The sequence below is a fragment of the Verrucosispora sp. WMMA2121 genome (genome assembly GCF_027460185.1).
GTDB lineage: Bacteria > Actinomycetota > Actinomycetes > Mycobacteriales > Micromonosporaceae > Micromonospora > Micromonospora palythoicola.
In genome coordinates, this window is sequence record NZ_JAPZBH010000006.1 from 2,948,681 (window position 1) to 2,973,999 (window position 25,319).

The following is a 25,319-nucleotide window of genomic DNA, read 5'->3' on the forward strand; positions in this document are numbered from 1 at the left end:
GCGCCAGCGCCACTCCAATCCGACTGCCGTGATATCTCACGCTCGTCTCACGGATGGTCCGGGAGGGCTCGATAGAGCCCGACCTGTACCAGACCGCCACCTGCCCCTTAACCTGCATGTCCGGCACGAGCCGGTACCGCCCGGCAGGCCTCGGCAGTCCTGCTGGTTCTCTGGGGGTCAAGGGGTCGTCGGTTCGAATCCGGCCGTCCCGACAACAAAAAAGCCCTGACCTGCGGAAACGCGGTCAGGGCTTTGACTTTCTTCGATGGAGATTTGAACCGCCCCCCGAAAACCCCCCGTTTACCGGGTGCGGCAACCAAGTTTGTCATCGATGTGCATCGTTGTGCGGGGCTGGTGAGTGCGGTCGGTTCGGGTTGGCGGCGAGGCGTTCCAGGACGTCGGAGACGTCGGGGGCTTGGACGGGCTTGGCGATGTAGTAGGTGGTGGTGATCTCTTCGCTGCAGTGGCCGAGTTGTGCGGCGGCGCTCTTGGTGTCGGCTTCCTCCTTGATCAGGGTAGCTACGGTCTTGCGGAAGCTGTGCGGGGTGACCCAGTCGAGGTCGGTGTCGGCACGGGCCTGGCGCCACTGACGGCGGACGTTGTTGGGGGAGAGCCAGGTGCCGCGCCGGGAGGCGAAGATCGCGTCGTGCGGGTTGTCCGCGGCGCCGACGTTGCGGGCGATGAGCATGCCGACGGCGAATCGGGGCAGGACGAGCATCCGGTAGCCGGCGTCGCTCTTGGTCCAGGGCTGCCGGAAGATGCCCTGGCCTTTGACGTAGACCAGGGTGCCGCAGATGGTCAGGGTGGGACGCGCGGCGGCGAGGTCGAGGTCTTCCCAGCGCAGGGCGAGGATTTCACCGATGCGGGCGCCGGTGGCGAGCATGAGGTCGACGACATCGGCCAGGTCGCCGGTGTGCCGAGGCCCAGGTTTGCCCGGGATGGGTTGCTACCAGTCGCGGATCGCCGCCCGGACGGCGTGGAGATGCTCGCCGCTGAGGACGACGACGGTGCGGCGGGGTTTACGGAGCCGGCCGGTGTCGCGTGCGGGGTTGCTCGGGATCGCGCCGTGCCGCACGGCGAGGGCGAACATCTGGCCCAGGACGACCTTCACGCCTTTGGCCGCGGAAGGCCGGTCCTTGGCGATCTCGCGGAGCAGCCGGTCGATACGTCCGACGCTGGCTTCTCGGATACGCAGGTTGCCCAGGGCGGGCAGGATCGTGGTACGCAGGCTGGCTTGGTAGCGGTGGATGGTCTGGGCTGCGATCCGTTCCTCGGCGGTGATCTCCTCGACCCGCAGGTCGGCGAGGGCGCTGATGCGGGTCTCCCGGCTGACCTCGTCGTCGTTGGGGGTGCTGCAGGCGAGGTTTCCCGATCTTCAGCGCTCAGTCCCAGGGAGCAGCATTCGGATTTTCACCGAGCATCCGCGCGCACTCCAGGCACAAATCTCTTCCGAAGAGCTGGTTGCCTCGGGACTCGGTGCCCCATGCCTGGTCGGCGGCTGCAGCGATCGCACGCCACGTGTAGCCTTCGGCCCGCCATTGCCTGACTTGCCGCGCAATGTCCGTGGTCAGAGTCAGTCCCCACGCCTCCAGCACGTGCCGAACCTACGCTTCGCACCTCATGGTGTCACCTGCGTCCGGATCTGCCGCGGTCCCCCAGACTCGGCCCGGCTCGAACGGGCTGCCACCCTCTCCTGCAGGATCGCGGGTGCGGTCATCCGGAGCCACCGCACCTTGGACTGGGACGGGAAGAGCTTAGGGGGCGGCCACGACGCACGCACATGCCGCAACCGGCGCGCCGCCCTTGCTGCTCCGTCATGCCGTGGTTCGAGGTGAACCTCGGCAACCACTGGTGAAGATCAGCATAGGATCTCTGCGTGTTGGGAGTGCACTTCGCGATCACGCCGGAGCAGGAGCGGTCGCTGCTCGCGGCCGCCGATGACGGCGACGGCGACGCGGTGGACGAACTCATCGAGGAGTCGTGGACCGAGGACGGCCTGAAGGTCGACACCGACAAGGCATGGGACGCCATCCACCGATGCCTGACCGACGGCACCCTCGAACCCGACGGTGGTGAGTATCCGTTGAGCCATGCGGTGCTCGGTGGGCGCCGGCTGCACGAGGAGTACGTCGTGGTCTACCTCACGGCGGACGAGGCCCGGGACGTGGCCGCCGCTCTGCAGCACGTCGACCGAGGCCAGCTGCGCCAGCGGTTCGACGCCATCGACGACCCCGACTATCGGGGTGCCCTCGACGACGCCGACTTCGACTACACCTGGGACAACTTCGTCGACGTTCGGGCGTTCTACCAGCGGGCTGCAGCCGCGGGGCGTGCCGTGGTCTTCACTGCCACCTGAACTGGGGCACTGATCTGCCGCCGAGGCGGGCGATGAGGAGACCGACCCCTTGAGGGAGTCTTCCGTAGCTGGTCGACGGCAGAGTCTCAAGGACCGGTCGTGACGATGGCGGTGAGCGCCAGCAGGACGCCGATCGTGATCTGTGCGAACAAGGCACCGAAGAAGAGCTTTGGGTGGTTGACGAACAGGCGAAGCACTCGGGATGGTCCCGGCAGTGTTCTGCCTGCTCGTAGCCGGCGCGTGGCCCACAGCCGCAGGACGACGTTTCCGAGGGCGAACGTCAGGAACAGAACCCCGAGGACCCCGAGCGGAGCCTGCGGTGATGCGCCTGCGGAGTTGCCAAGGCCAATGGGAAGCACAGACCGACGCTCGCACGGCCTTCGACTCTTGTAAAGATCATCAGCGCGTCACCATGGCTTAACGACCGAACAGCGGCATCCGTCCCGGCGATCCACGCGGACTGGCTGATTGCTGTACTGCGTTACCGCTTCTGTGCTCGGTACTTCCGGAGCAGCGCCGTGATCTTGGCGTAGTCACGGGCACCGTTCAGCTCATTGAGCAACTCGTCTGGCAGAGCTAATAATGGTCGCCCCACCACCGGCAGGCCCGGTTGTCCCAGATCCGGTAGCCGCCGTCAACGCCCCTCGCCACGTACCTTCGCCTCGCCACCAGTGGCAAGGTAGCAATGTCGTTACCCGACTGCATGCGGATTGCGGCTACCCAGCTGGGCACGCTCATCTGCAGCCGCCGATAGAGCGAACCCGCCGGTCACCTCGACCAAGCCTGGCCGGCTGCGGTCGTATCACGAGTAGATAAGTAGCCGCCGACCGTGCGCGCCGGTCTCCTACGGCTCGTCACCGTGCCTGAATGGACGGGCGAGGCGGGCAACCAGGGCCGGCCTTCGAGACGGCGCCGGACTCGCGTACATCGAACCGTGAGATGTCCTGGGTGCCGTGAGCGTAGGCGTAGTCGATGAGCGTCTGGCGGTAGGGTTCGGGCACCTTCGGCGTTAGTTCGGTGAGCGTGTTCAGGTCAGCGACCGATCCGGTCGAGCGGGCACGGTACGCGGCGGCGGCTGCCCGCATCGTGACGTCGTCCGGCTCGAGTTTCTCGCCGCGAGTGGCCAGCGCAGCGGCCTCGGCGAAGTCGCCTTTCTCGGCGGCCAGATCGGCCAGGTCGAGGTGCAGCGACCAGTTGGCCGGATCGAGCGCCAGGGCGCGCCGGAAGGCCGCGGCCGTCTCGGCACGGTTGCCGATGTGGCGCCAGGTGCCCGCGCGGACAACCTCGGTGAACGGGACGCGTCGCACGGCGTCGGCCTGGTCGCACAGGGCGAACGACGCGTCGGTGCGGCCGCACACGCGCAGCAAGATCGCCATGCGGGCCATTGCGTCAGGGTCCGCATGCCGGTCGCAGACCGCCTCGATTGCCTGGAACCACGGGGCCAGGCACTCGCGGACCGTGTCGGTGTCGAGGTCACGGTCGTAGTCGTTGATGCGCATCGTGGCCTCGGCGACGGCGGCCGGGGTCACGGCACCGAGGAATCGCTCGTCGCCGAACCACGGTGCGGACGCCCACGGTACGTCTGGCTGGTAGCCGGTGACCGCGCCGAGCGACATCGCAGCCTCGTCCATGTCGCCGTCGACGAAGGACAGGTAGGCCCGGGCCAGCATCGGTCCGATCGTGTTCGCCGCCGCGACGACGGCCGTGACCTCGGCGGGCAGCTCGCGCCGCAGGTGTTCCAGCGCCGTGTAGGGCTCAGGGTCGCGCGGATCGGCGGCGACCGCTCGCGCGATGAAGCTCGTCGCCGCGGCGGGCGAACCGCCGCAGTGGGCCATCACCTGGGCGAGAGCGAGCGCTCCTGTCGTCGACACGATCGACACTTTAGCGCCGGCCGACAGCGCCGGCGACGAGGTCCGTACACCGCCAGGCGGTGCAGGCCCAGGCCAGACGAACGCTGCACAGGGCGGCTACGGCCAGAAGCGGCACGGTCGCGACGACTACAGCCGCCGATGATCGGGGTCACTCATTTGCCGCGCCCGGTGCGCTGCGTCACGTACGGGGCGGCTGACGCCGAGGACCGCTGACCGCCAATGAGCGGTACGGTTCGGCGGTGTCTGCCACCGACAGGCAACCGTTGATCTTCATTGACATCGACGGTGTGCTCATTCCGCTGCGGGCCCGACCTATCGGTGCCGGCCGTCAGCGCAGCGGCAGCGTGGGCGACGGTCACGGCAATCCTCTGCTGGATCGCCTCGAACCCGACGACGGTCGCCGGCTACTGGCCCTGCCGGGTGAACTGGTGTGGGCGAGTACGTGGATGGTCGAGGCGAACGAGGTGGTGGCACCTCGGCTCGGCCTACCCGCTCTACCCGTGGTCGACTGGATCGACGACGAACAACCACCGTACGGCGTGCACTGGAAAACCGCCTCGTTGGCGCGGTGGGCGGCAGGGCGTCCGTTCGTCTGGCTCGACGACGAGATCACCGACGCCGACCGGCGATGGGTCGCCGCCCACCACCCACACCCGGCGCTGCTGCGCAACGTCGACCCGCACCTGGGATTGACCGGCACCGACCTGACGGCAGTGCAGCAGTGGCTCGACCACCGTGACAAGGCAGCGTGATCCGCTGCGCTGTCCATCGTGAGATCGGCTCGTCGGCTCATGCCTGCGAGCCGCCGCTGTGCAGTGTCCCGCCGAGCCGGTCCGGGCTCCGGTCCGGACGTGGCCGATGGGCGTGCGCCGTATCGTGTTGGCCATGATCGAGGCCGCTGCGCCGAGGACGCGTAATCGCAGAGGCACGATCGCCCTCGTGCTCGCGTGCGTGAGTCTGCTTCTGTCGCTGATCGCCTGCGGCGTGGTGGGGCTGTCCGTCGGCAGCAACGGCATAGACCTGCTGCCAGTGCAGTCCGGGCCGCAGGTCGCCAGCGCGGCCCAGGTGGAAGCCTTCGCTCAGGTGACCCTGCCGCCCGGCAGCGTGCTGCTGGTCGCGGTGTACCGCAACGGCCTGGAAACCCAACTCTCGGCCAAGTTCCGCATACCCCGCACCGAACTCGACGCCTTCGTCGCCACGGCGAATTTCACGACGGCTCTCACACCAGGGCTTCGGGCAGTCGACGCCACACACAACATCGGTGGCGGCAACACATGGGACCCCGAAACCGCCACGACCATCGCCGGCCTCGACGAGGAACAGCCACTCGCGGACGGCACCAGCCGAGCGCTCCTGGTCGACCTCGACGCACCCGATGCAGTCACCGTCTACCTGTACGCCAGCCGCGGCTGACCCCCTTCAGGAATACCCTTCGCCGCAAGCAGCGGACGCCGGACACCGGGTACGGTTCGGACTTCAGTGCCCACCGGAAAGTGCCTGCGTGATGTCCTGCCGTAGCTGCACCGCCTCGTCGTCGCCGTCGACCAGCAGCAACACCATGAACGGGGCAACCTGCCCTTGCGGTCGGCCGAGTGGGCTGGCCCAGTGGCGAACTGCCTGGGCGAGAACACGGAGGAGCGTGTGCCGGTCCTGGATACTGTCCGACAACAACTGGGGTGCGTTGTCGACGATCACCAGGTAGCCGTCCGCCGGCAGCCAGCGCAGATCTCGGAGGCAGTCGGACAGTGCGTTCCAGTTCCAGCCGAAGTAGCTGGGAAAGAACAACGCGTCCGAGAAGTCGTAGAAGACATGGCCGGCATCCGCCATCCTCGTGCCGTCAAGGCGGGCGACGACGAACCTGCCGGACGCTGGTAGCACCGCCGCCAACTCCACCACGGAGCCGTGTGAGCAGACCATGAGCGGATCACTCAAGCCGTGCCACGCGTCGTCCGTCATCCTGTCCACCTCGATCGACGTCCTCCCCAGCTATCGCGGCCCTATGGTGTCACCTACGTCCGGAGCTGCCGCCACGCGTGCGGTCCGGTGGAACAGTAGGGCCGGTATGCTCGGTCCTGTGATCGAGCTGGGTAGCCGAATGCGGTCCCAGCCGGCGCCTCCCCGAGTTGTCTGGGCATCGCTGGTCCGGCCTCGTGATCCCGCGGCTCGGCAATGGTTGGACCTGCTTGATGACGAGGTCGACCCACAAATCCTGGACAGCCTTGAACCGAGTCTCGTGGTCTGGTCGTCTCTTTGGCCGGACAGGCTCGACGAACGGATCCGGTTCGATATCGAGCAGGACGGATATGAAAGTCGACTGCGCTGGGCGCTGCTGACCCCGCGACCGGAGCCAACGGCCAGCAAGATCGGGCACATGCGGTTCCGGCTCAACGTCCTCATCAACGCACAGCTGCGTCGCTCGTACGGTCAATAACGAAGCGCCGTACCGGGGGCAGAGCACATCGTGGCCGGCACGGACCAGACCAATCTCCCGATGGTCGCCATGTTCGCGAGTGCTGGCTATCCGATCGTCCAGGAACGCGTCGACCTGATCTGAGTGGGAGCGGGCCAGGCCATTACTGACGGTTATCCGTGGTGGTGTGGGGCGGGCGGTGTCAGCGGCGTTCAGCAGTCGGCGGAGTTCCGGGATCGATAGTGAGATCCCAGCCGGGGAGGTCTTCGTCGTCGTTCGGTGTGAGCGTGGGCCTGTACCAGGTCGCGGCGGGCAGGCCGGCGTGTTCCCACTGGTCGAGCCAGCTCCGCAGCTCTGCCAGGGATGGGGAGCGTGGGCTGTCGACGATGATGGTGGAGTTGGTCAGGATCATGGCCGCTGAGGGCGCCGCACGGTGCGAGATCAGGTCGCGTCGTGCAGCCAGGTTCGGCAAAGCCACCAGGCGGTCATGGCACCGAAGGTGCCCGCCGGGTCGATGCCGGTGACGGCGGCGAAGCGCCGGACCCGATTGCGAACTGTGTTGGGGTGCACGAAAAGTCTCGCCCCGGCGAGGTCCACATCGCGGTCGCTCTCCAGCCAGGCGAGCACAGCGTGCGCCACCGATTCGGCAGTCGGTCCGAGTGTCGCCCACGCGGGCGCGTACCGGTCGAGCAGCACCGTTGCCAGGTCTGCCCGCTCGGTCAACGCCGCCAGCCAGGCCACATCGGCAATGTGGATCAGTCCGGTGCGGCCGGTGGACTCGGCGGCGGTCAGGGCCGCGGTGGCGAGCCGTTGCACCGGCGCGAGTTTCTCCGGTTCGGCTGGGCCGGCGAGTCCTGCCACGGCCCCGGTCGCCTTCAGGCGGGCGGACGGAGCCCGGGACAGAACTCCGACCATCAGGTCGTCCACGGTTGCGCACAGCACCGGCGGGTGCTCGCGCACGGCTCGTTCGATGCCGGCGGCGGTCTCCCCGGGCCGGGCGACGAGCACCCACAGCCCGTCGGTGACCGGAAGGCCGGCCTCGGCGGCTGCCAGCGTGGCCGCCGAACCACCCTGGAGCAGCCGCCGCAGCAGTGCCGTGTCCCGGCGCCCGGGAAGCGGATCCGTGCTGGCTCCGGTAGCCCGATGCGCGCTGATCAGCCGGGCCCGGACGGCCTCGGCCCAGTCGTCGTAAAGGTCCCGGACGTCCAGCAGTTGCTCGGCGCTGACGCCTTGGTCCCGGGCGAGTTCCCGGGCCCGAGCCCAGATCGCGCGCTCGGCGAAGTGGATCGCGCCCAGCACCGATTCGATCGGCACGCCCTGCCGGGCACGGGTGACACCGAGGTCCGCGACGAACGACAGCTCAGCTTCGGTGGGGCCGCGCCGTGCGGCCAATGCGCGGGTTGCGGCCACCAGCAGAGCGCGGGTGTGCCCGGCGATGTCGGAGGTGGGCAGTGCGGAGACCTCCCGCACGGTGGTACGGACTCCGGCGACCACCGACGGCAGCAGTTCGTCATCGCCCACGACGCGTTCGATCAGGTCCACCACCGTCGTCCAGCCGTCCGGATGCGTCATCCTGTCATGCTCCCCGCCGTTGTGGTGCGCTACAACAAGAACCCGAAACTGCGTGGTCCACGCCATGTATTCGCCCCTGTACCAGGCCCTACGGTTTGGCGGAAGCTACAACCGTCGAGGAGCACCATGGCCGTTTCTTTCAGTCGGGTGGCGGTGATCGGTGCGGGAGCGGCCGGTCTCGCCACGGTGAAGGCGCTGCTCGACGCCGGTTGTGCGGTGGTGGCGTACGAGAAGGGTGACCGGCCTGGTGGCCTGTGGGTCAGGGACAACAGCAGCGGCCTGTCTGCGGCGTACGCCTCCCTGCACTTGAACACCAGCAAACGCCGCACCGAGTTCGCGGATTTTCCGATGCCGGCGGACTGGCCCGACTATCCGTCGGCCAGTCGCGTCGCCAGTTACCTGGCCGACTATGCGCAGTCGTTCGGGCTCATTCCGCACATCCGGTTCGGGAGCACGGTCACTCACGTCGAGCGTGGCCGGCTCTGGGCGGTGACGACCGAGTCCGGTGACACCGAGCGGTACGACGCCGTGGTGGTCGCGAACGGCCACAACTGGCATCCGCGCTATCCGGATCCGGCTTATCCGGGGACGTTCCACGGCACCCAGATGCACGCCCACGACTACCGCACTCCGGACGTCTTCCTAGATCGGCGGGTGCTGATCGTCGGCATGGGCAACTCGGCCATGGACATCGCGGTGGACGCCTCGCACGTCGCTCAGGGGCCGGTCCTGCTCTCCGCCCGGCGCGGCGTCCACATCGTCCCCAAGTACCTGTTCGGCCGCCCGGCCGACGCGACCGGCGGTGCCCTCGCCGCCCTGCCGTGGCGGCTGCGGCAGCGCATCGCCGAGACCCTGTTGCGGCTCGCCGTCGGGACCCCGCAGAGGTACGGCTTACCCGCCCCGGCCGGTGGCCTGTTCCAGAACCATCCGACGATCAGCGACACGATCCTGCACCGGCTCACCCACGGCGAGGTGACCCCACGTCCCGGCATCGAACGGCTGGAAGGGGAGCGGGTGATGTTCACCGACGGCAGCGCCGACCCGGTCGACGTGATCGTCTGGGCCACCGGGTACCGGGTGAGTATCCCGTTCCTGTCCCCTCGATGGCTGGGCCCCGACCCCCAGCAGCTGCCGCTGTACCAGCGGGTCTTCCATCTCGACGACCCCAGCCTGGCATTCGTCGGCCTGATGCAGTCCACCGGTGCCGCCCTGCCGGTCGTGGAGGTCCAGGCCAAACTGGTCGCCGCGTATCTCTCCGGCGGCTATGCCCTGCCCAACGCCGACGAACAGCAGCACGCCGTGCAGCGAGCCTTGCGCGCCGCCATCGAGCGGTGGGGCACGAACGCGCGGCCGCACATGCGTATCGATTTCGACCGGTACGTCGCCGACCTGCCCAGGGAGATCGCGGCTGGTCGGAATCGCCTCGCCCGGGGCGGACGCACCTTCACCGCCGAGGAGAGTGTGGTTTGAGCGCCCGAGACCCCCGCGGATTGCGTGTCCTCGTCACCGGTGCCTCCGGCACGTTCGGCCGGGCCATCTGTGCCCGGCTGGACGAACTCGGGGCCCAGGTCGTCGGGTTGGACCTGGCCCCCCGTGCCGATGACCCGGTCCGGGTCCTGGCCTGCGACATCACCGACGACGACGCGGTGCCGGCGGTGGTACGCGAAGCAATTGACCAGCTCGGTGGGCTCGACCTGCTGATCAACAACGCCGGGATCGGTGGGCCCGCCCCGGCCGAACTGGCGCCGGGCGCGGAAGTACGCCGCCAGCTCGACATCAACCTGCTGGGCACCTGGCGGGTCACCGCCGCATGTGTGGACGCGCTGGTCGCCTCCGGTGGCCGGATCGTCATGCTCAGCTCGCGGATGGCCGTCATGCAGTTGCCGCTGGCCGCTGCGTACGGTGCCTCCAAGCGCGCCCTGGTCGCGTACGCGGACGCGCTGCGTCTGGAGCTCGGCACCCATGTCGGCGTGACCTGCGTGTACCCGTCGGCGGTACGAAGCCCGATCCACGACTCGACGGCCGCGGCCGGGCTCTCGCTGGAGGGCATGAGCCAATACGAGCCGCTGGACGGGGTGGTCCGGACCGTGCTGCGCGCCGCGCTCAGTCGTCGTCCTCGCCGTGATCTACCCACCACCCGGCGGGGCGCGGTCGAGTTCTTCCTGGCCCGTCACCTGCCCGCGCTGACCGATCGGATCGTGGCGCGCATCCTCGCCGGCCGGGTCCGCTCCGGCGCGTTCCAGGGCGCCGAGCTGGCTGCGGGTGTGGTCGCACGGCACGAGGCGACCCGATGACGGCGCTGCGCGGGGCGGCGGGCGAGGTGCGGACCAGGGCAGGTGACCTGATCGCGTACGCCACCGGTTCGGTCGGGATGGGCGTCTGGGTGACCGTTCCCGGCCTGCTGTTGCTCTACTTCCTCACCAATACGCTCGGTGTCCCGCCGTTCCTGGCCGGTCTCACCCTGCTGCTGCCGAAGATCATCGACATCATCGTGCATCCGATGCTGGGCAGCCGATCCGACCGGGAAGCGCGCAGCAGCGGACACCGGCTCAGCATGCTGCGGGTCGGTCTGCTGCTTCCGGTGGCCATGGTGGCGATGTTCTCGGTGCCCGCCGGTTTCTCCGGCGCATCGGCGGCGCTCTGGGTGGGCGGCTGGTTCATCGCCGGCAACCTGCTCTTCGCGTGTTTCCAGGTGCCCTACCTGACCACCCCGTCCGATCTCCGAGTCGGGTACCACGAGCGCACCCGGGTGTTCATGTTCCGGATGCTCTTCCTCACCCTCGGGTTGCTTGGTGCCGGTGTGGCCGCACCGGCGCTCGTGGAGTCGGGACGGCGCGGCGACTACGGCTGGATGGCCCTGCTGCTCTCCGGCGTCATGGTGATCTCCGGGCTGGTCGCACTGACCGGGGTACGGCGTCTCACCGCCCACGCCGGTTTCCGGATGCCCGACCAGCAGGCGGCCCACTCGACCATCGGTGACATCGCGGTCGCCTGGCGGGACCCCGACTTCCGCGCGCTGGTGCTGTCCTACCTGTTCACCGGCACCACTACTCACCTGTTCCTCGCAGCGCTGCCGTTCTACACCAACTACGTCTTCGACAACTCTGGGCTAACCGCGGTGTTCATGGGGGCGTTCCTCGGTCCAGCGGTCATCGCCGGTCCGGTGTGGATGCAGGTGTCCCGGCGCATCGGCAAGCAGCGTGGCCTGCTGATCTGCCAGGCGGTCTTCGTGGCCGGTTCGCTGGCGCCGCTGCTCGGCTACGGCACCGGGCCGGCTGTCGCGGTGGTCGGAATCCTGGGCATCGCGTTCGCCGGGCTGCAGCTGTTCGCGTTCTCGATGGTCCCGGACGCGGTCGCGGCCGCCGAGCAGCGCGGTACCGTCCGGGCTGGCGCCTACACCGGTGTCTGGACTGCCACCGAAGCCACCGGCACCGCAATCGGCCCGTACGTGTACTCGGCCGTGCTCGCCCTGGGCGGCTTCATCGCCACCACCGAGGGGCAGACCGTGACGCAGCCGGAGTCCGCCCACACCGCCCTGTTGATCGGCTTCACCGTGGTCCCAGCGGTGCTGATGGCCGCGGCGCTGACATTCCAAGTGCGCTGGAAGCTGGATCGGACACGCCACACCGGTTGAGCGTTGCGTGCTCCGGCCGGGCACCGGTCGCCGAGCGAAAGCTCGCATGGCCAGCGTCCCGAGCATCGGGCGGGGAGCCAGCAGCCAGAATGGGGGCTGACGTTGCCGGCATTGCGCCGGTTCGGGTTCGGCGATCACGCGGTGCCACCGCTGCCAAAGCGTCCCGCACCGCCGCACCGACGGCTGGTCAATCGACGACGCGTTCGATGAGAACCCGGCGCACGCCGGCGTCGAGCAGCGCCTGGGCGCGGTGCTGGCCGTTGTTGTAGCCCTCCCGGCTCGGCCAGCTCGACCGGGCCACCTCTTGAGCGACCGCTCAAATCGGCCTATCCTCTGTTTGAGCGGTCGCTTAAAACCTGGGAGGAAGCATGACCAGTGAGCCCGAGCCGGAGCCGAGGCGCACCTGGGCCAACTGGATGCTCGCCGGCCTCATCGCGGCCTTCGGGATCGTCGTCTACGCCGTCACCGTGGCCCAGGGGCGTGCCGACAGTGCCCTGCTCTTCGTCGGACTGCCGGTGCTGCTGGCCGCCGCCCTCGCCCTGACCCCGGGCCGTACCACCCACGGCCGGGTCTTCGCCGCCACCACGATCGCGCTGCTGCTGGCCTCGGTGGCGCTGCACGAGGGCGCCATCTGCGTCATCCTGTCCGCGCCGCTGGTGTACGCCGTGGCCCACGGCACCACCGCCCTGATCAGGCTGGCCCGCCGCGACGCCACCCGGTCGTACTCGCTGGTCGCCGTGCCCCTGCTGCTCCTGTCCGGGCTCGAGGGCACCGGGCTCGCCCCTCGGATTGCCCCGGAGCAGTCGGTCGAGGTGGTCCGGGTGGTTACCCTGCCGGCCCACGCGGTCGGTGAGCGGCTGGCGACCGGTCCTCGCCCGGTGCCGGTCCGGTCGGTGCCGCTGCGCCTGCTCGGCGTACCCGTGCCGACCCGGGTCACCGGCGACGGCCTAGCCACCGGGGACCGTTGGATGTTCGCCTACCACGACGGGTCGCACGGGCCGGGCGGGCATCTGCTCACCGAGGTCACCGCCACCGCGCCGGGCCGGGTCGGTTTCCGGTTCGTCGAGGACACCGCCATCACCGGCCGGTGGGTTACCTTCCGGCACGCGGAGGTGACCTGGCAGGCGGTGGATCGGGAACGTACCGAGGTGCGCGTCCGGGTGGCGTACGAGCGCGGTCTCGATCCCTCCTGGTACTTCGGGCCGCTCCAGGGCGGCCTGCTCCACGAGGGCGTGGGGCACCTGCTCGACATGCTCGTCCTGCCGTGACCGCCGCCCGCTGGCTCGCCCTGGGGGTGCCCCTGCTGGCGGTGCTGGCCGCAGCCCGGATCGAGCGCGACCGGCGGGCACGGGCCGCCGCCCTGCTCGCCGCCGTGGCCGTCGCCCTGGGCGTCGCCGCGCTGAACGAGTCGGCCCGCCGGACGGGCTGGTACGCGTTCGCGCCGGTGCACGGGGCCTACCGGGGGATGCCGGTCGACCTGTGGCTGGGTTGGGCGGCGCTCTGGGGTGCGCTGCCGGTGCTGCTGCGCCGGTTCCTGCCCCTGCCCGTCGCGCTGGGCCTGCTGCTCTGGCTCGACGTGGTGGCGATGCCGGCGCTGCACCCGCTCGTCCTGCTCGGGCCGCACTGGCTGGTGGGCGAGGTGGTGGGGCTACTCGCCGTGGCCCTCCCCGCGCAGCTGCTCGGCCGGTGGAGCGCCGACGGCCGGCACCTGCGGGCCCGGGTGCTGCTCCAGGTCGTCGTCTTCGCCACGCTGCTGCTGTGGCTCGTGCCCGGTGTCGCCTTCGAGCTGGGTGGCGGTTCGTGGGCCCCGCTCACCGGGCTGTCCCGGGCCGCCCTTCTGGTCCTGGCCCAGGTCGCGCTGCTGGTGGCCACCCCGGCGCTCATCGCGGTACGCGAGTTCGCCGCGCGAGGCGGCGGCACCCCGTACCCGTGGGATCCGCCGGCCCGGCTCGTCAGCACCGGGCCCTACGCGTACCTGGCGAACCCGATGCAGGTCGGTGCGGCTGCCCTGCTCCTGCTGACCGCGGCGGTCACCCGCAGCATGGCGCTGCTGGCCGCGACCGCCCTCGCCGTGGCCTTCAGTGCGGCCGTGGCCCGGCCGCACGAGGAGCACGACCTGGCTCGCCGGCACGGGGACGCCTGGCGGGACTGGCGACGGGCGGTACGCGACTGGTGTCCGCGCTGGCGACCGTACATCGCGGGCGCGCCCGCGGTGTTGCGGCTCGACGCCGGGTGCGGGCCGTGCGTGGCGGTCTGGCGGTTCCTGGCGCGGCGGGACCCGGTGAACCTGGCGATCGCGCCGGCCGAGGCCGGGCAGCTGCGGGCCGGGTACACGGGCGGCGACGGCCACTCGGAACGGGGGGTGGCCGCCGTCGCCCGTGCTCTCGAACACCTCAACCTCGGCTGGGCCGGGGTGGGCTGGGCCCTGCGGCTGCCCGGCATGACCTGGCTGGCGCAACTGGTGACGGATGCGATGATCGCACCGCCGCACCCGGCGGGAGGAGAGCGATGTTCGACACCAAGCGACGCCTGCTCGACGGCACCCTCGCCGCGATCCGCCAGCATGGCATCGCCGGCGTCTCGGCCCGCACCATCGCCGCCGCCGCCGGAGTGAACCAGGCGCTGGTCTTCTACCACTTCGGAACGCTCGACGAGCTGCTGGCAGCGGCGTGCCGGACCGGCACGGCCGAGCGGGTCGCCCACTGGTCGGCCCGGCTGCGCCAGGTCGGGTCGCTGCGCGAACTGCTCGACGTGGGGCGCACCCTGCACGAGGAGGAACGCGAGCTGGGCAACGTGTCCGTGCTGGCCCAGATGCTCGCCGGCGCACAGGCTGACGAGCGCCTCGCCGCCCCCACCGCCGAGTCCCTGCAGCTGTGGGTGGACGAGATCGAGCTGGTACTACGCCGGCTGCTGGCGGGTTCACCGTTCGCCGAGGTCGCCGACGTGCCCGGGCTCGCCCGCGCGGTGTCGGCCGCCTTCATCGGCCTGGAGCTGTACGACGGCGTCGACCGGCCCTCAGCCGAGCGCGCCATCGAGGCGCTGGACCAACTCGCCGTGCTCATCGAGATCGTCGACGACCTCGGCCCGATCGCCCGGCGCGCCATCAACAACAAGATCAGCAAAGCGACCCGACGCTAGACCACAATGCCGGCCGAGCGGTCGGGAGCGCCTGGCGGCGGCTCTTGACGCAGCGGTAGAGCTGTCTGGCGAGGACTTGATTGAGGATCCCCCCGAACTTCGATGGCTCGACCACCGGGTCGTCTGGTCCTCGCGGCCAGTGCTTCGGGTCCCTTCGTGGGATGAGGTTTTCGGCGGGGCAGCAGCGATCACCAGGCGCAGGGTGTGTAGTCCTTGAGGAAGCAGCCGTACAGGTCTTCGCCCTGTTCGCCGCGGACGATCGGGTCGTAGACCCGGGCCGCGCCGTCGATCAGGTCCAGCGGGGCGTGGAAGCCGGCGTCGGCCAGCCGCATCTTCGTCGGGTGAGGCCGCTCGTCGGTGATCCAACCGGTGTCGACGCTGGTCATGAGGATGCCGTCGGACAGCATCTCCTGGGCGCTGGTGCGGGTCAGCATGTTCAGCGCGGCCTTGGCCATGTTGGTGTGCGGGTGTCCCGGTCCCTTGTAGCCGCGGGCGAACTGGCCCTCCATCGCCGACACGTTCACCACGTACTTGCGGCGGGCGGTCGCTGCGGCCATCGCCGGTCGCAGTCGGCTGATCAGCACGAACGGCGCGGTCACGTTGCACAGTTGCACTTCGAGCAGCTCGACCGGGTTCACCTCGTGCACCCGCTGCACCCAACTGTTGACCGGGTCGAGGTCCGGGACCAGGCCGCCGGCGTCGATGGCGCTGGCTGACGCGATCCGTTCCGGTGAGGCGGAGCCGCTGGTCAGCGCCAGTGCGGTGAGCGCGTGCGGGGTGATGGTGGGCGAGTTCAGTGGGGCTGTCAGGCTGCCCGCCGGGTCGGCCCGGTCGGTCGGTTTGCCGAATGTGATCATCTCCGGCAGTGGGCCGTCCGGCAGGGCCGCCGCCTCCGCGGCGACGAGTTGCGCGTACGCGGCAGCCGTGCGGCGGACGGTCTGCGCCGCGTTGTTGATCAGGATGTCCAGTGGTCCCTGGCCGCTGACCGAGTCGGCGAGGGCGATCACCTGGGCGGGATCGCGCAGGTCGATCCCGACGATCCGCAGGCGGTGGAGCCACTGCCCGCTGTCGGGCATCGCGGCGAATCGGCGGACCGCGTCGTGGGGAAACCGGGTGGTCACCGTGGTGTGCGCGCCGTCGCGCAGCAGCCGCAGCGCGATGTACATGCCGATCTTCGCCCGGCCGCCGGTGAGCAGCGCGCGTCGGCCGGTCAGGTCGGTGCGGGCGTCGCGGCGCTCCCGGTTCAGCGCGGCGCAGGGCGGGCAGAGCTGATGGTAGAAGGCGTCCACATCGCGGTAGCGCTGCTTGCAGATGTAGCAGCCGCGCGGTTTGTGCAGGACGCCGGCCGTGGCACCTACGGTGGGGGAGGTGAGCGGGTTGCCCTGGGTCTCGTCGTCGATGCGGCCCGGGGCGCCGGTGGCGGTGGCCGCCGTCACCGCGCGGTCGGCCGCCGCGATGGCATCCCGCCGTTCCTCACGTCGCCGCTGCTTGATCGTTTTGTAGAGCTTCGCGGTGGCCCGCTGCACCCGCACCACGTCGGGGTGATCGGGAGGCAGGTCCTCCAACGCCTCGAAGACGCTGAGACAGGTCTCCAGCCGGGCCGGGTCAATGCGGTATTGACCGTTTTCCCCAATTTTGTCCGTCGTCATGCTGTCGCTGTCTCGTCCCGTTCCCTGTGCCGGAACCTGCCCGGCCCACCCCAAGTCCGACCCGGAACTGTACGCACCACGCGGCCTCCGACGCATCCCGCGCCTGTTGACGGGCCAGCAAGTCCCATACCGGAGCCGATCAACGGGCCGACCAGCTGTGTCGACCTGCGCCCTTCCCCGGACGGAGGGAGATCGCCAGCTGGCCCTTGGTCCGGGCGCCAGCCCATGCGGTAGTCCCATCCCGGCTGCGGTGCGCGGGTCGGTGAGGCGCCCTGTTCTTCCACCTGGAGCGCACCGACAACCTCGACCCCACGGCCCTCGCGATCAAGCGGGATGGACTCCGTTGGGACGGCTCGATCGTGAGCTGAGGGCTTTGTCGCCATGGTGCAGGCCGAGGCCACCCGGCGATGTCTCGGCACCGCGCCAACCGACGTGATTGCCACGTGCGACCTGGCGGCAACGCGCACGAGCGCTCGGCCAGCCTCTACTGCGCGTTCGTCACCCCCGCGGCCGCCCTCACCTGCCACGAACGCTACCTCGAACTCACCACCTGAGACACGCTCCTATGCCGAGTCGCGTAGCACCAACTTCGTGGGCAGGATGACGGACGAGGGTTCGTGTCCCGCGATGAGTTCGACGAGCATGCGGGTCATCTCCTTGCCCAGGGCTTGGACCGACTGGTGGACGGTGGTCAACGGCGGATCGGTTCGTTCGGCTGTGCCGAGGTCATCGAAGCCCACCACTGCCACGTCGGCTGGCACGGAGCGGCCGGCGTCGATGAGGACGCGTAGGGCGCCCGCCGCCGTGTCGTCGCTGGCGGCGAAGATGGCGTCCAGGTCGGGGTGGCTGTCCAGCAGTGTTTTCATCGCTGCGGCACCACCGGTCTCGGTGAAGTCGCCTTCCGCCGTCGCGTACGGGGTCAGCCCTGCCATGATCATCGCCTCTCGGTAGCCGCGGTGGCGAGCACGGCCGACGTCGGTGGACAGGGGGCCGGTGATGCTGACGATCCGGGTTCGGCCGAGGCCGATGAGGTATTCGGTGGCAAGTCGCGCACCGCCGAGGTTGTCGGAGTCGACGTAGAACTGTGGCTCGAAAGTCAATGGCCGCCCGCCGTACACCGCCGGCAGGCCGGCCCGACGTACAATGTGCGTCAGCGGGTCGTCGCCGTGCAGGGCCATCAGCATGATGCCGTCGACGCCGCGCGTGTGCAGCAGGTTGGTCAGCCGGGACCGGCCCCGGCCGGAGCTGGCCAGGCACAGCAGCAGGTGAAGATCGGTCTCCTCGAGCGCTGCGGACACGCCGACGATGACCTGGGCAAAGAACGGGTCAGCGAACAGCTCGGGATCGTCATGGGAGACCGCGAGCGCGACGATCCCCGTCTGTTGGGTGGCCAACGCACGGGCGGTGCGGTTGGGGAGATAGCCCATCTCCTTGATGGCGCGCTCCACGGCATCGCGCGTGGCGCGGCTGACATGCGGTGCCTTGTTGATCACACGGGACGCGGCGGAACGTGACACGCCGGCGCGTTCGGCCACCTCGTCGAGGGTCGGTTGCCGCCGGGGCCGCCGCGCTGCCATCGCGATGCCGAGTCCTTCCCTGTCCGACGTCGGGCAGCCGCTACCGCCGGCCGGTGCCGTTACCGCCGACCGATCGTATCGGTCGGCATCGACGGCGTCGAGGTGGTCCATTGTCCTCGTCGGGCTGGAAGCGGTCCCAGAAATCTCTGAACCTGATCTTGTGATGGGGGTGGTCTCTCTTGACATCTACTTGAAACTTACCGACCATCGGACGGCAATGCATGGATGAACATCGCTGGAAGCGCTTCCAGTTTCACCCAGAGGAGAGCTGTCCATGAAACGCTTTACCCGCCCCTGGGGACTTGCCGCCGCTCTGGCGTTGGCGGTTCCCGCGATCCTGCTCGGGGCACCAGCTGCGCACGCGGATCCGATCAGCCAGACCAGCGGCTTCTACGTCGACCCGAACTCGAGCCCCGCGAGGTGGGCGGCCGCGAACCCGGGCGACGGACGCGCCGCCGCCATCCGCACCGAGATCGCGCAGAAGCCGATGGCCAGATGGTTCGGCAACTGGAGCGGCGACATCGGGAGCGCGGTCAGGGGCTATGGGGGAGCCGCAGACGCTGTAGACAAGCTTCCGCTGCTGGTGGCCTACAACCTTCCCGGCCGGGACGCGTGCGGCGGCCACTCCGGTGGCGGCGCCGGCAGCGTCGCCGCGTACGACTCATGGATCGCCTCCTTCGCCTCCGCCATCGGCAGCCGTCCTGCCGTAGTGGTCCTCGAACCGGACTCCCTGGGCGACTTCAACTGCATGAGCCAGGCGCAGATCAATGACCGAGTGGGCATGCTCTCCCGCGCCATCGGCCAATTCCGGTCCAAGGCGCCCAACACCTGGGCCTACATCGACGCCGGCAATCCCCGCTGGGTCGACGCCCAGACGATGGCGCAGCGGCTCGACATGGCCGGCGTGCGCAACGCACGCGGCTTCGCACTGAACGTCTCGAACTACTTCACCACCGGCGAGAACACCAACTACGGCAATCAGGTCGCTTCCGCGCTATGGAGATTCGGATACAGCAAGCCGTACGTGATCGACACCAGTCGCAACGGCAACGGCTCCAACGGTCAATGGTGCAACCCTGGCGGGCGCCGGATCGGCACACCCAGCCGGATGGGCGGCGGCGGGGAAATGCTGTTGTGGCTCAAGACGCCGGGGGAGTCCGACGGCAACTGCGGAGTCGGCGGCGGATCCAGCGCCGGGCAGTTCCTGCCCGAGGTGGCCTACAAGATGATCTACGGTTACTAGCGCAGCGCACGGAGAGCTTGACGTCGCACGCGGCCGATGCTCTCCGTGCCCTGCCACACCAACGGCGCCTCTCCGTGTCCAGGCATTGGGCCCAGAGAGGCGCCGAGCACGCCCACCTGTGGCGTGGGGACTGGATGACTGCTACCACCCGTTCGCGCGGGGAATGGCGCAACGGCCCCGGAACGCGGAAGTGGTGATCGCCGCCTCGGAGATCCGCCGACTGCGACGACTACACCTCCGAGGCCGCGCGGTGCGATCCATCAAGCTGGTTGGTACCTACGGTCGCCTCCCGTCGGTACGTCTCCGGCAGCTGCGGCCCACTCCGGGGGACCCGTCGGTGCGACATTGGCCGGGAAGTCGTCGACCCGACCGGGTCAGGCGCTCTGCCGCAGGTAGGTACGTACGCCGAGCAGCACCGACAGCACGCTGATCGACAGCGCGACCAGGACTGTCGACAGTACGGTTACGCTGAACACCTCACCCTGGAACGCGCTGCGCATGCCGTCCACGATGTACCGGAACGGGGTGAGCCGGGAGACCAGGTCCAGCCAGCGGGGAGCGAAGGACATCGGTAGCAGCACCCCGGACAGCAGCAGCAGCGGCATCAGGCCGGTGTTGAGAGTGGGGCCCAACGTGTCCTCGCTCTTGACGGTCAGCGCGAGAGCGCAGGACAGACAGGCCAGGCCGAGCGAGAGGAGCGTGACCACACCGAGCGCCACCAGCACGCCCGGCACCGACGCGCGCAGACCCAGCGGCAACGCCACCACGACCAGCAGCACCGCCTGCACCACCAGCAGCGCGACGTCACGCAGCACCCGGCCGAGCAGCAGCGCGACCCGGCTCACCGGAGTGACCCGCAGCCGCTCGATCACCCCTCCGCGCCATTCGGCGATCACTCCGAACCCGACGAAGGCGGAGCCGAAGAGGCAGAGTTGCACGAGCACCCCCGGCACGTACGTCTGCCAGGCGCGCTCCGGCGCGACGCCGGTGATCGACAGGGTGCTCGTCATCAGCGGGCCGTAGAGCACCAGGAAGGCCACCGGCTGGGAGAGCCCGATGACGATCCACAGCGGGTTGCGCAGGGAGATGCGTAGGTGGCGCTGGAACACCAGCAGGATGTCAACGAGCAGGGACATGGTCCGCCCCCTCGGTGGTCGGGATGGGAAACTGTTGGTCTTGCGGGTCGTCGCGCAGTGCGCGGCCGGTGAGGCTGAGGAAGACGTCGTCCAGGCTGGCCCGCGCCAGTTGCAGGGCACGGACGCCGATGCCCGCGCCGGACAGGGCGGTGATCACGTCGGTGATCCCCTGTTCGGCGTCGGCCAGGGTGACCTGGATACCGCCCGTGCTCGTCACCGCGGCCTGCCGGACGCCCGGCAGTCCGGCCAGCAGCCGTTGGCCAGCTGCCGGATCGCCGACCACCTCCACGGTCAGCACGTCTGCGGCCAGCTGGCGCTTGAGGTTCGCGGGGGTGTCTTCGGCGACGATCCGCCCGTGGTCGATCACGAAGATCCGGTCGCAGAGCGCGTCGGCCTCGTCGAGGTAGTGGGTGGTCAGGAAGACGGTGGTGCCGTGGTCCTCGCGGAGCCGGCGGGTGTGCTCCCACAGGTTGTTGCGGCTGTGCGGGTCCAGGCCGGCGGTGGGTTCGTCGAGGAAGACGATCTGCGGATCGTGGACCAGGCCGAGCGCGATGTCCAGGCGGCGGCGCTGGCCGCCGGAGAGCGAGCCGACCGGCCGCTTACCCAGCCCACCGAGGTCCAACTGTTCGAGTAGTTCGGCCACCCGGCGCCGGGCGGGTGCGACCGGGATCCGGTAGAGGCGCGCCTGCAGGAACAGTTCCTCGTCCACCAGGGCGTTGGGGTCGGTACCGCCGTACTGGGCGACGTACCCGATTCGGCGGCGTACCTCGCGGGGAGCCGTGGCGAGGTCCGCGCCGGCGATCCGGGCCGTGCCACTGGTCGGGCGGAGCAGCGTGGTCAGCATCCGCAGGGTCGTGGTCTTGCCGGCGCCGTTGGGTCCGAGGAAGCCGACGATCTCGCCGGCCTCGACCCGCAGGTTGACGCCTCGGACCGCCGCGACGCTTTGCCGGCCGGACCGGAACGTGCGGGTCAACTCGTTGGCTTCGATGATGCTCATGTGCCTGCCTCACTTCCCGCGTCCGTAGCCCGGCCGTCGCCCTCGGCCAGCACCGCCAGCTCCCGCCACGCCTGCGGATCAGTCGGATCGGCGGGTGCGTCCCGGTGCAGGACGTATCGGTGTGGGGTGATCGCCGTGGGTGAGTCGACGAGCCGTCGCAGGCAGGCCAGGTGTGCCCGCGCGGGGTCGGTGATCTCGGCTCCGGCGGCCAGGTGGGCGACGATTGTCGCCCCCTCGGGTCCTTCGTCGGTCACGAAGGCTCGGGCCGGCCCGGGCAGGGCTGCTCGCAGTACCCGGTTGACCTCGCTGAGCTGGATCCAGCTGTGGTCGACGAAGTGCCAGTCGCCGTCGCGGGGGATCGGGTCGATGCCGGCGAGGGCGCCGAGGTCGTCCAGGGCGACGTTGCCGGTGGCCGCCACGGCGAGCACCCGTTCGGTGCCGAGCAGCAGCGCCTCCATCTCCGCGTCGGGAAGGTACCGGTTGTCGCCGGTGATCAGTTCCAGGATCAGCGCCTGCTCGGTCCGGACCAGGTGGAACAGCAGCAGGTTGGTGAAGCCGGTCGGCGTCCACCAGTCGATGAACGTCTCCGTGGTGGCTACCGTCGGCAGGTCCGGCGGGGCGTTGCCGGAGATGTTGTTGAAGACGCCGTCACGGACCATCGGCATGCCGCGCTCGTGCGCGATGCGGTCGTGCGCGCGTTGCAGCGCCTCGGCGTCGAAGACACTGTTCCGGTTCGCCCGCAGCAACGCGGTCCCGGCGTGCCGCACCAGCGCGTCGTAGTCGGGCTGGTCGACGTCGAGGCTGATCAGGCCGTCCTGGGAGACGGTGCCGACATAGTCGCGCAGCGGTACGCCGAGCCGGTTGGCGGCGGGGGAGTAGAGCGCCACGTGCCGCTGGCCGGTGCGGAGGGCGAGCACGGCGGCGAGCGCGGCGAGCACCGCCATGGCCCGGCTCGCGCCGGTGCGGGCGGTGATCCGGTCCAGCGCGGCGGCTACCCGTGACGAGTGCAGGTCCGCGCTGCGCGGCGTGGGCGTCGTCGACGGCTCGACACCTGTGGTCGGTCGGGGAAGTACGCAGCGGGGACGCCGCCGCAGGATTCCGGACCAGTACCGCAGCGCCGCGTCCGCCTGCCGCAGGCCCTTCGGTGAACGTTCCCGATCGGCCCGGTCCAGCGGCTGGTGCGGTGGTGCGTCCCCGTCGGTCACGGTCCCGGTGAGCAGCCCGGTGAAGCGTTCGGCCAGCACTGTCATGCTCACGTAGTCGGCGGCCATGTGTGAGTAGACCGCGACCACCGCGTGCACGAGGTCGCCCTCGGCCGCCACGGCGAGGCGCAGTGGCAGGTCTTTGGCGAGGTCGAATGGGTGCGCACGCAGCTGGGCGATCAGCTCCCGGGACAGCGTCGTGCCGTCCGGCTGGGCCGGTCGTTGGTGTATCTTGATCGGCAGGTAGACGGTACGCGCCACGCGCTGCACCGGGCCGTCCGGCCCGTCGTGGTAGGTGGTGCGCAGCGACTCGTACCGGCGGACCAGCGCGCTCAGGGCGGCGCAGGCGCGCTCGAGTGTGGTCCCCGCCGGCACCTTGAAGATCCACTGCACCAGGCCGAGGAAGTGGTCGTCGGTGAGCGCGGAGATCCATTGCAGCGCGTTCGCCTGACCTAGGGTCAGTGGGCCCTGCGCCTCGCGGTCGCCGTCGACACGCAGGCGGATGGTACGGACGGTCTCGCTCGGGGCGGTCATCGGTGGTCCTCCGTGGATGCGCGGCCGTCACCGCGGGCCAGCACTGGCCGGGAACGCCAGGCCGTCAGGTCGGTGAGGTCGGTCGGAGCCGAGTCGTGCAGGACGTAGTGGTGCGGGGCGGCCACGGCGTACCGGCCACCGAGGTGGGCCATGCACGCGGTGTGCGCCTGGCGCGGGGTCCGGACGCCGTCGGTGGCGAGCAGGTGCGCGGTCAGCCGGTGCCCGTCACCTTCCGGTTCGGCCGTCGCGTACGCCGGGGTGCCGAGTGCCTCGCGTAGCAGGGTCTGAACCTCACTGAGCTGCACCCAGCTGACCCCCACCCGCACCCAGTCGCTGTCGCGGGGCACCGTGGTCAGTCCGCTGAGGTCAGGTACGTCCGCCAGGCGCAGCGGCCCGGCACCGGCGGCGACGAGGACGCCTTCCATCCCCCGCAGCAGGCCGGCGATCTCGGGCTGGGGCACGTGTCGGGTGTCTCCGGTACTCAGGCCGACCACCAGAGCCGGCTGGGCGGCGATCAGTTGGAGCACCAGGCGGTTGGGAAAGGGTGGCGCCGGCATCCAGGTGAGAGTGCTGTGCTCGGCGGCCTCCGCCGTTGGCGACCAGCGCAGATCGGGGGGATCCAACGGGGGCAACTGGACATTTGTCGTCTCGTCGGTGCCCGAGGGCAGGTGGGCGCTGATGTTGTTGAAGACGCAGTCGCGGCTGAAGTCCATGCCCTGCTCGTCGTTGATCTGGACGGCATGGGTGACCAGTTCGGTCACGTCGAAGATGCTGCTGCGGTTGGCTCGCAGCATGGCCGCGCTGGTCCGCCGGACCAGGTCATCGAAGGTCGGTCCGGTCACGTCGACCACCACGAGGCCGTCCTGGGCCAGTGTGCCGACGTAGTCGCGCAGCCGGGAGGTGAACCGGTTGCTCGACAGTGAGGCGAACACGCAGCGGGACTGGCCGACTCGCACCGACACCACAGCGGAGAACGCGGCCAGCACGGCGGCCGCCGGACTGGCCTGCGTCCGGGCGGCGATCCGGTCGAGGGCGACGGTGGCGGACGAGGAGCGCAGGGCGGCGCTGGCCGGGCCGTCGCCGTCGCCGACCGGCGGCAACGCCATCAGGCACTGGGGTATCTGGCGCAGGTGTCGGGTCCAGTACCGCAGGGCCGTTGCGGTTCGCCGCCGCCCGCGCGGTGCGGCCTCCTCCGCCGCCTGGTCGAGCGGCTGGTGCCGAGCGGCTCCGACGGACCGGTTGCCGGCGGCGCCGATCAGCTCGGCGAACTCCCGACCAAGAATGGCCATACTTCCATAATCGACCGCCATGTGTGAATAGACGGTAACCGCTGCCAGTGCTCTATCCTCTACCAGCGCGATCGCCAGGCGTACCGGTAATTCATTGACCAAGTCGAACGGTTTCTGGCGGAGCTGGTCGATCATCCGCTGGGATGTCAGTTCCGTGTCGGCGGATGCGTCCACCTGGTGAATTTCGGCCGCGAGGACCCCGCTACGCAGGACCCGTTGACGCATCTCCCCGTCGTGCTCGTGAAAGGTGGTACGCAGCGACTCGTGCCGGGCGAGCAGGATGGCGAAGGCCTCCACGACGTCCGCGACGGGGGTGTCGGCCGGCAGCGGCAGCTTCCACTGCAGAGTGGCCATCGGATTGGACACGTCTGTTCGCATCCACTGCCAGGTGTTGGTCTGGCCGCAGGTGAGAGGTCCTTCGCCGGCCCGGAGACCCTCGAATGCGATCTTTATCCGGTCGGCCAGCGTGGGACTGGACATCGGGTCTCCCGTTCGTCGGCGATCGGCGTGACTGTCGCCCACCCTCGCCCGCGCGGCTCCGTCGTAGGTAGTCGGGAAAACCCCATTGTTCGCCGGGCGTGGGGCGCGAACGCGGTCCGTACGTCCCGTTCGGTACGAATTGCCAGGGGTTTGGCGATGAACGGTCGGCAAAGCGACTGAATTGTCTGCTCTGGATTACAATCGGCAACGTCTCTTTTATCCGGTCTTCTC

Annotated in this window: 24 protein-coding genes; 12 read left to right on the plus strand and 12 right to left on the minus strand. The window is 69.6% G+C overall.

The window, feature by feature from the left end:
- Positions 1-325: 325 nt before the first annotated feature.
- Together O7605_RS32205 and O7605_RS32210 are read right to left on the minus strand one after the other, a co-directional pair.
- On the minus strand, positions 326-883 hold the full coding sequence (locus O7605_RS32205; RefSeq protein ID WP_443083960.1) for a site-specific integrase: 558 nt from the start codon (positions 881-883) through the stop codon (positions 326-328).
- 63 nt (positions 884-946) lie between these two features.
- Positions 947-1,315 carry a phage integrase central domain-containing protein gene (locus O7605_RS32210; RefSeq protein WP_443084000.1) on the minus strand — a complete coding sequence of 123 codons (369 nt, stop codon included), beginning with the start codon at positions 1,313-1,315 and terminating at the stop codon, positions 947-949.
- A 561-nt stretch (positions 1,316-1,876) separates the two neighbouring features.
- Here O7605_RS32210 and O7605_RS22115 point away from each other — a divergent pair.
- Entirely contained in the window at positions 1,877-2,356 is a 480-nt protein-coding gene (locus tag O7605_RS22115) for a YfbM family protein (RefSeq protein ID WP_269740922.1), read from the plus strand.
- Between the two features lie 854 nt (positions 2,357-3,210).
- Here the strand turns inward: O7605_RS22115 and O7605_RS22120 are convergent.
- Positions 3,211-4,026 carry a tetratricopeptide repeat protein gene (locus O7605_RS22120; protein ID WP_269740923.1) on the minus strand — a complete coding sequence of 272 codons (816 nt, stop codon included), beginning with the start codon at positions 4,024-4,026 and terminating at the stop codon, positions 3,211-3,213.
- 121 nt (positions 4,027-4,147) lie between these two features.
- Between O7605_RS22120 and O7605_RS22125 the strand changes: the two genes are divergently transcribed.
- From O7605_RS22125 to O7605_RS22135, 3 genes are all read left to right on the plus strand, one after another.
- Positions 4,148-4,369, plus strand: a complete 222-nt coding sequence (locus tag O7605_RS22125; protein ID WP_269740924.1) for a hypothetical protein — start codon at positions 4,148-4,150, stop codon at positions 4,367-4,369.
- Between the two features lie 97 nt (positions 4,370-4,466).
- Positions 4,467-4,979, plus strand: coding sequence for an HAD domain-containing protein (locus tag O7605_RS22130; protein WP_269740925.1), 513 nt, complete (start codon positions 4,467-4,469; stop codon positions 4,977-4,979).
- Positions 4,980-5,112: 133 nt separating this feature from the next.
- On the plus strand, positions 5,113-5,640 hold the full coding sequence (locus tag O7605_RS22135; protein WP_269740926.1) for a hypothetical protein: 528 nt from the start codon (positions 5,113-5,115) through the stop codon (positions 5,638-5,640).
- A gap of 63 nt (positions 5,641-5,703) precedes the next feature.
- On the opposite strand, the gene O7605_RS22140 is transcribed toward O7605_RS22135, so the two are convergent.
- A complete protein-coding gene (locus tag O7605_RS22140; protein ID WP_269740927.1) occupies positions 5,704-6,183 on the minus strand; it encodes a barstar family protein in 480 nt (159 codons plus the stop codon).
- A 118-nt stretch (positions 6,184-6,301) separates the two neighbouring features.
- Here O7605_RS22140 and O7605_RS22145 point away from each other — a divergent pair, with 118 nt between their 5' ends.
- Positions 6,302-6,658, plus strand: coding sequence for a hypothetical protein (locus tag O7605_RS22145; RefSeq protein WP_269740928.1), 357 nt, complete (start codon positions 6,302-6,304; stop codon positions 6,656-6,658).
- Positions 6,659-6,839: 181 nt separating this feature from the next.
- Here O7605_RS22145 and O7605_RS22150 read toward each other — a convergent pair whose 3' ends face one another.
- Both O7605_RS22150 and O7605_RS22155 read right to left on the minus strand, forming a co-directional pair.
- Entirely contained in the window at positions 6,840-7,049 is a 210-nt protein-coding gene (locus O7605_RS22150; protein WP_269740929.1) for a hypothetical protein, read from the minus strand.
- A gap of 29 nt (positions 7,050-7,078) precedes the next feature.
- Positions 7,079-8,209, minus strand: coding sequence for a PucR family transcriptional regulator (locus O7605_RS22155; RefSeq protein WP_269740930.1), 1,131 nt, complete (start codon positions 8,207-8,209; stop codon positions 7,079-7,081).
- A gap of 126 nt (positions 8,210-8,335) precedes the next feature.
- Here O7605_RS22155 and O7605_RS22160 point away from each other — a divergent pair, with 126 nt between their 5' ends.
- The 6 genes from O7605_RS22160 to O7605_RS22185 all read left to right on the plus strand — a co-directional run bounded on the left by O7605_RS22160 (position 8,336) and on the right by O7605_RS22185 (position 14,981).
- On the plus strand, positions 8,336-9,679 hold the full coding sequence (locus tag O7605_RS22160; RefSeq protein WP_269740931.1) for a flavin-containing monooxygenase: 1,344 nt from the start codon (positions 8,336-8,338) through the stop codon (positions 9,677-9,679).
- Positions 9,676-10,503 carry an SDR family NAD(P)-dependent oxidoreductase gene (locus tag O7605_RS22165; protein ID WP_232511420.1) on the plus strand — a complete coding sequence of 276 codons (828 nt, stop codon included), beginning with the start codon at positions 9,676-9,678 and terminating at the stop codon, positions 10,501-10,503. The genes O7605_RS22160 and O7605_RS22165 overlap by 4 nt, the downstream gene beginning before the upstream one ends.
- Entirely contained in the window at positions 10,500-11,843 is a 1,344-nt protein-coding gene (locus O7605_RS22170) for an MFS transporter (protein ID WP_269740932.1), read from the plus strand. The genes O7605_RS22165 and O7605_RS22170 overlap by 4 nt, the downstream gene beginning before the upstream one ends.
- Before the next feature lie 368 nt (positions 11,844-12,211).
- A complete protein-coding gene (locus O7605_RS22175) occupies positions 12,212-13,111 on the plus strand; it encodes a hypothetical protein (protein ID WP_269740933.1) in 900 nt (299 codons plus the stop codon).
- Positions 13,108-14,457, plus strand: a complete 1,350-nt coding sequence (locus O7605_RS22180; RefSeq protein ID WP_269740934.1) for a methyltransferase — start codon at positions 13,108-13,110, stop codon at positions 14,455-14,457. The genes O7605_RS22175 and O7605_RS22180 overlap by 4 nt, the downstream gene beginning before the upstream one ends.
- A complete protein-coding gene (locus O7605_RS22185) occupies positions 14,352-14,981 on the plus strand; it encodes a TetR/AcrR family transcriptional regulator (RefSeq protein ID WP_269740935.1) in 630 nt (209 codons plus the stop codon). The genes O7605_RS22180 and O7605_RS22185 overlap by 106 nt, the downstream gene beginning before the upstream one ends.
- A gap of 188 nt (positions 14,982-15,169) precedes the next feature.
- Here the strand turns inward: O7605_RS22185 and O7605_RS22190 are convergent, their stop codons facing one another.
- The gene (locus O7605_RS22190; RefSeq protein WP_269740936.1) at positions 15,170-16,630 is read right to left on the minus strand and encodes an SDR family NAD(P)-dependent oxidoreductase; all 1,461 of its coding nucleotides are present in this window, start codon (positions 16,628-16,630) and stop codon (positions 15,170-15,172) included.
- A gap of 563 nt (positions 16,631-17,193) precedes the next feature.
- Entirely contained in the window at positions 17,194-18,318 is a 1,125-nt protein-coding gene (locus O7605_RS22195) for a LacI family DNA-binding transcriptional regulator (RefSeq protein WP_332317144.1), read from the minus strand.
- Between the two features lie 163 nt (positions 18,319-18,481).
- Between O7605_RS22195 and O7605_RS22200 the strand changes: the two genes are divergently transcribed.
- Positions 18,482-19,450 (plus strand): glycoside hydrolase family 6 protein, encoded by a 969-nt coding sequence (locus tag O7605_RS22200; protein ID WP_269740937.1) that lies wholly within the window; start codon positions 18,482-18,484, stop codon positions 19,448-19,450.
- 374 nt (positions 19,451-19,824) lie between these two features.
- Here O7605_RS22200 and O7605_RS22205 read toward each other — a convergent pair whose 3' ends face one another.
- The 4 genes from O7605_RS22205 to O7605_RS22220 are packed head-to-tail and all read right to left on the minus strand — an operon-like array spanning position 19,825 to position 25,088.
- The gene (locus O7605_RS22205) at positions 19,825-20,586 is read right to left on the minus strand and encodes an ABC transporter permease (protein ID WP_269740938.1); all 762 of its coding nucleotides are present in this window, start codon (positions 20,584-20,586) and stop codon (positions 19,825-19,827) included.
- Complete coding sequence (locus O7605_RS22210) at positions 20,570-21,577, minus strand: ATP-binding cassette domain-containing protein (protein WP_269742721.1); 1,008 nt, start codon at positions 21,575-21,577, stop codon at positions 20,570-20,572. The genes O7605_RS22205 and O7605_RS22210 overlap by 17 nt, the downstream gene beginning before the upstream one ends.
- A gap of 2 nt (positions 21,578-21,579) precedes the next feature.
- Complete coding sequence (locus O7605_RS22215; protein WP_269740939.1) at positions 21,580-23,319, minus strand: condensation domain-containing protein; 1,740 nt, start codon at positions 23,317-23,319, stop codon at positions 21,580-21,582.
- Positions 23,316-25,088, minus strand: a complete 1,773-nt coding sequence (locus tag O7605_RS22220) for a condensation domain-containing protein (RefSeq protein ID WP_269740940.1) — start codon at positions 25,086-25,088, stop codon at positions 23,316-23,318. The genes O7605_RS22215 and O7605_RS22220 overlap by 4 nt, the downstream gene beginning before the upstream one ends.
- Between the last annotated feature and the right edge of the window lie 231 nt (positions 25,089-25,319).